The organism is Actinomyces sp. oral taxon 849 str. F0330 (genome assembly GCF_000239715.1).
Classification (GTDB): Bacteria; Actinomycetota; Actinomycetes; order Actinomycetales; family Actinomycetaceae; genus Actinomyces; species Actinomyces johnsonii.
Window position 1 is genome coordinate 143,527 of the sequence record NZ_JH470354.1, and the last position, 4,011, is coordinate 147,537.

A 4,011-nucleotide genomic window follows, 5' to 3' on the forward strand; every position below is an offset into this window, starting at 1 on the left:
CGGCCTCGTGGGAGCGGGGCAGGCGTGGGCGCTCCGGCGGGCCGGGCTGGGAGGCGGTATCCCTGCTCTCGTCCTGGTTCTTTCCGGCTGTGTGCTTAGCGGGGGTCTCTTCGCCGAGGCGTTCGGCGAGGAGGGGAGGGAGGATCTCGCGGGCGGCGTCGGGGTCGAGGTAGGGCAGGGCGTGGACGATGGCGGCCTCGTCGCCATCGGCGTCGGGCAGGATGATGCCGCGGTCGAGGCCGGCGGTGCGGGCCCGGATGATGAGGCCCTCGCGCATGAGGTCGGCGGCGAAGCCGAGGCGGCGGGCGGAGTCGTGGTTGCCGGGGGTGAGGACCACCCGGGTGCGCTCGGTCAGGCGGCGCAGCGTCTCGTCCAGGAGGGCGACGGCGTCGTTGGGCGGGATGGCGCGGTCGTAGACGTCCCCGGCGACGAGGACAGCATCGACTGACTCGGCGGCGACGAGCTCGACGAGGTGGTCGGCGAAGGCGGCGTGCGCGTCATCGAGCACGCGCCCGTGGAAGGTGCGCCCCAGGTGCCAGTCGGAGGTGTGGAGGATCCGCATGCGGACACTGTCTCACAGCCCACCGACATCAATGACGGCACCCTGTGGCGGTCAGTCGCCGGCTTCCTGGTCCAGGTCCTCCTCGGTGCCGTCCTGCTCGTCCTCTGAGCCCGGCGGCGTCTCGAAGAGTTTCTCCGCCTCTTCAGCTCGACCTGCGGCGCGATAGGCGCTGGCGAGGTTGTCCTGTGTAGTGAGGGTAAGGGGGTGGTTGGGGCCAAGGAGGTTCTCGAAGTCCTTGAGGGTCTGCTCGAGCAGGGTGATGGCCTCGTCGAGCCTGCCCGCGTGCCAGTAGGCGCTGGCGAGGTTGTGACGTGAGGCGAGAGTGTCGGGGTGGTTGGGTCCCAGGATGCGGGTGGAATCTTTGAGGTTCTGCTTGTGCAGGGTGATGGCCTCGTCGAGCCTGCCTGTCTCCAGGTAGGCGCTGGCGAGGTTGTTGCGTGAGGTGAGGGTGGCGGGATGGTTAGATTTGCTGATGTGGGTGCTGTCTTCGAGTGTCTGCTCGTATTGCTTGATGGCTTCGTGGAGTCTGCCGGCGTCTTGGTAGGCGTTGGCGAGGTTGTTGCGTGAGGCGAGAGTGTCGGGGTGGTTGGGTCCCAGGATGCGGGTGCGGTCTTCGAGGGTTTGTTCGTACAGGGTGATGGCCTCGTCGAGCCTGCCAGCCTCCCTCAAAGCACTGGCGAGGTTGTTGCGTGTGGCGAGGGTCTCGGGGTGGTTGGGTCCTAAGAGAAGTGTGCGGTCTTTGAGGTTCTGTTCGTACAGGGTGATGGCTTCGTGGAGTCTGCCGGCGTCCTGGTAGGCGCCGGCGAGGTTGTTGCGTGTAGCGAGAGTATGAGGGTGGTTGGGACCCAGGAAGTAGTCGGTATCAGCGAGGTTCTGCTGGTATAGGGTGATGGCCTTCTCGAGCCTGCCAGCCTCCCGATAGGCGCCGGCAAGGTTGTTGCGTGAGGCCACGATTTCGGAGTGGTCCGGGCTCAGGGGGTGGGAATGGCTTTTCTGAGTCTGCTGGCGAGGGGGAACGACCTTGTCGATCCTGTCAGCGGCTCGAAAGGTGCTCATGGATTGATTTCGTGGTGCCTGGATGTCGTGCTGAGTGGTGGCAGGAGTTGTCTGGGAATGTTTGAGGTTCTGCTCGAGTAGGGCGATGGCCTTCTCGATCTGACCTTCTAGCAGGTATGCGTTAGCGAGACTGTTTCGCGAGCTAAGGATGTCGGGGTGATCTACACCCAAAGCGTCACTTGCCTTCGCAACCGAATTAACGAGGGTGAGCGCAGTCTGGTGCATTCCGAATTGTAAGGCTTTTTGTAGTATTCTTGCGAGTATTGTGGCGATGGTGGGTTTAGTAAATAAAGGCTGTGAATAATCCTGTGACGCGACAGCACCCAACTGTTCAATGAGGTCGCACACTTCCTCTCGCTCTTTAGAGGGGTTGTCTGGAGTGTGTGTGCTTCTGTTCTCCAGAATCCAGACTGTCGAGGCGAGGGCGGAGTCTTTCTCTGCCTCATTGGTTAGGTGATTCTCTCTGAAGGCGCGCCCCTGAAGTCGGTGAATTAATGCCTTTCTATTGTCTGTCGAGGTCTGACATATTGAGGAATTGAATAGTGCGCTGAGCGCCTTCTTGGCGCTCTCTCGGTCGGTGTTGTGCTCCAGCCAGCGGATCGGCACGCCTGGGGCGGCGAGTAGTGACAGTGCGCTTAACTGCTGAATTGCCAATCGTCCCTGTGTGGGGCTCTTTCTCTTGATGATTTCTGTTGTTGTCTTGCATGCTAGCCACAAGGCGGTGCTGACGGTTTCGGGGTAGCTGCCACCCTCTCGTTTTTCGATGGTGGTCGACAATGGGAGGTCATTTAGCCTGTCGAGGTATTCGGAGAGGGCGTATCTCTCGTTACGGGCTGTTGCGGCGGCCTGGGTCACGGCAACGGGTAGGTCGCCGAGCGCCTCCGCGATCTGATCTGCTGCGTCACGGTTGGTATCGCCAGTACGTTCACAGAGAAGATCGATCGATTGATCGCGTTGGAATGTACCTACCTCGATAGGTGACCAGTCCAGGCTATCCCAGTCGAGGTGGCGTGTGGTAGTAATAATGACTCGGATTCCGTCTCCGTGGGGGATGAGTCCCTTGAGATCGTCGAGATTTTCGACGTTGTCGAAGATGAAGAGGCGGTCGGCTGTATCCGCTGAACTCATCGCGTCCAGGCAGCGCCGTATGGCAGTGTCCGGAGGCGTATTTTTTGGGGTGTCGGTGCTGATTCGTATGGCAAGCTCATAGAGGTCGGCAACAACCTCCTTACGTGAGGCTGCATTGATCCACGCAACTAGGGGCCAGTCCTCTTTCTCGCATTTGGTGGCGATTGCGGCAGCCAGTTGAGTCTTACCGGTGCCTCGCATTCCGGTCAGGACTGTTTTTGGTTCGGCGCGAGTGATGATGGCATTGAAGAACTGGTCCTGACCTGCCCGTGAAACGAAGTTGGTGGTCACTGTAGGGCGGCTGCCGAAGTGAATCCGTTTAGGGGTGGTTTGCGATTGAGAGAGCGTATTTCGAGTGTTGTTGATCGTGTCGACGATCTTATCCAGGCTCTCGTGAGTCTTCGTGTGCTGGTCTAACAGCCGTGCTATCCCGGCGTCTAGTCGTTCCTGTCCTGCGAGCAGCTGCTTGCGTGCGGCGATGTCGAAGGCTTGTGATCCCGGTGCTTGATAGATGAACTCTTCGGCGACGATGCGGGTCAGGTCATCGAAGAAGGGTTCGGCTGCCGCGTCGACGTTTCGGCGGTGCCCGGCCGTACGCCGTCGGAGGTAGGTCTCGAAGTTGTCCGGGAACCGCACTGCCTCCAGGACTGCGGCGTCGTCCCCGCTGAGCTCCTTGAGTGTCACCTCCATCTCGGTGACGGCCCCGGCCAGGGCGGATTGAGTGGCTCCGGTCCGCTTGTAGCGTTCGCTGGCGGCATCCACCTGCTTCTGAAGTCGGGCCTTGATGGACGCCTTCAGCGGATTCTCCTGTCCACCTCGCCCCTGTTGCAGACGTTTCAGGCTGCGCCATGCGTTGAGGGCCTCGCCTGGCAGCGACGCCGCGCTGCCCCACGAAGGATCGACGGCCACAGCAGCCCCGCGCATGAGCAGCCCGGCGATGCTGGCAGACAGGACAGCGAGGGAGAGGGGATCGGCCATGTCGCTATCGTACAAGCGGTCAGCGGTGCCGAAACAGAATTCTCACGGCGTCCCGAAGAGCTTCTTCGCCTCCTCGGATCTCCCCGCGGCAAGGTAGGCATTGGCGAGGTTGTTGCGTGAGATGAGGGTGTTGGGGTGGTGGGGTCCCAGGATGCGGGTGCTGTCGGTGAGGGTCTGTTCGTGCAGGGTGATGGCGTCGTCGAGTCTGCCGGCAGCCTGGTAGGCGCCGGCGAGGTTGTTGCGTGAGATGAGGGTGTCGGGGTGGTGGGGTCCCAGGATACGTGTGC

General features: G+C 61.4%; 3 protein-coding genes. All 3 read right to left on the reverse strand.

Annotated elements, in window-relative coordinates; all coding sequences use genetic code 11:
* On the reverse strand, nt 1-562 hold a 562-nt coding region (locus HMPREF0975_RS10080; RefSeq protein ID WP_009234059.1), incomplete at its 3' end, for a metallophosphoesterase family protein.
* 51 nt (nt 563-613) lie between these two features.
* A complete protein-coding gene (gene fxsT, locus HMPREF0975_RS10085; RefSeq protein ID WP_009234060.1) occupies nt 614-3,724 on the reverse strand; it encodes an FxSxx-COOH system tetratricopeptide repeat protein in 3,111 nt (1,036 codons plus the stop codon).
* 42 nt (nt 3,725-3,766) lie between these two features.
* The coding region (locus tag HMPREF0975_RS10090) for a tetratricopeptide repeat protein (protein WP_009234061.1) at nt 3,767-4,011 on the reverse strand (245 nt) is incomplete at its 5' end.

Coding starts and splice junctions, on each gene's coding strand:
- fxsT (WP_009234060.1), bottom strand. CDS start 3,724: ATGGCCGATCCCCTCTCCCTCGCTGTCCTGTCTGCCAGCATCGCCGGG.